Annotated in this window: 1 protein-coding gene; it reads left to right on the forward strand. The window is 71.2% G+C overall.

Features of this window, described 5'->3' with window-relative positions:
- Positions 1–812, forward strand: an 812-nt coding sequence (locus ACCC94_RS29875) for an FAD/NAD(P)-binding oxidoreductase (RefSeq protein WP_413353195.1), incomplete at both ends; no start/stop codon positions are given.

Raw genomic sequence — 812 nt, forward strand, 5'->3', positions numbered from 1 at the left:
CACCGGCGCCCGCGAGCTGCTGCTGCCCTTCCCCGGCTGGACGCTGCCCGGTGTCACCGGCGCGGGCGGCCTGCAGGCGCTGATCAAAGGCGGCGTACCGGTCGATGGCCAGCGTGTGGTGATCGCCGGCAGCGGCCCACTGCTGCTCGCCAGCGCCGCCACCGCCCGCGCCAATGGCGCGAAGATCCTGCGCATCGCCGAACAGGCATCCTGGCCGACCCTTGCGCGTTTCGCCCTGAAGCTGCCGCGCTGGCCGAACAAGCTGCTGCAGTCCTTCGGCCTGTACGATCCGGCCTACCGCGCCGACAGCCATGTGGTCGCCGCCCTGGGTAGCGATCACCTGGAAGGCGTACGAATCAGCCAGGGCGGCAAGCTGAAGGAAATCGCCTGCGACCGGTTGACCTGCGGCTTCGGCCTGATCCCCAACGTGCAGCTCGGCCAGGCGCTGGGTTGCACGGTGGAGGACGGCGCGATCCGTGTGGATGCCTGGCAGGCGAGCAGCCGCGACGGGGTCTACGCGGCGGGCGAATGCACTGGTTTCGGCGGTTCGGAGAAGGCGCTGGTGGAGGGCCGCATCGCCGGCCACGCCGCGGTGGGTGAACACGACCGCGCCCGCGAACTCTGGCCGCAGCGCCAGCGCTGGCTGGGCTTCGCCGCAGCACTCAAACGCGACTTCACCCTCGACCCGCGGCTGAACCTGCTGGCCCAGCCGGACACCCTGGTCTGCCGCTGCGAAGACGTGCCTTATTCGGCGCTGGCTGGCAAGCCGGACTGGACCGCCGCCAAGCTCGCCAGCCGCTGCGGCATGGGCG

Source organism: Pseudomonas sp. Pseusp97 (assembly GCF_047304025.1).
GTDB lineage: Bacteria > Pseudomonadota > Gammaproteobacteria > Pseudomonadales > Pseudomonadaceae > Pseudomonas.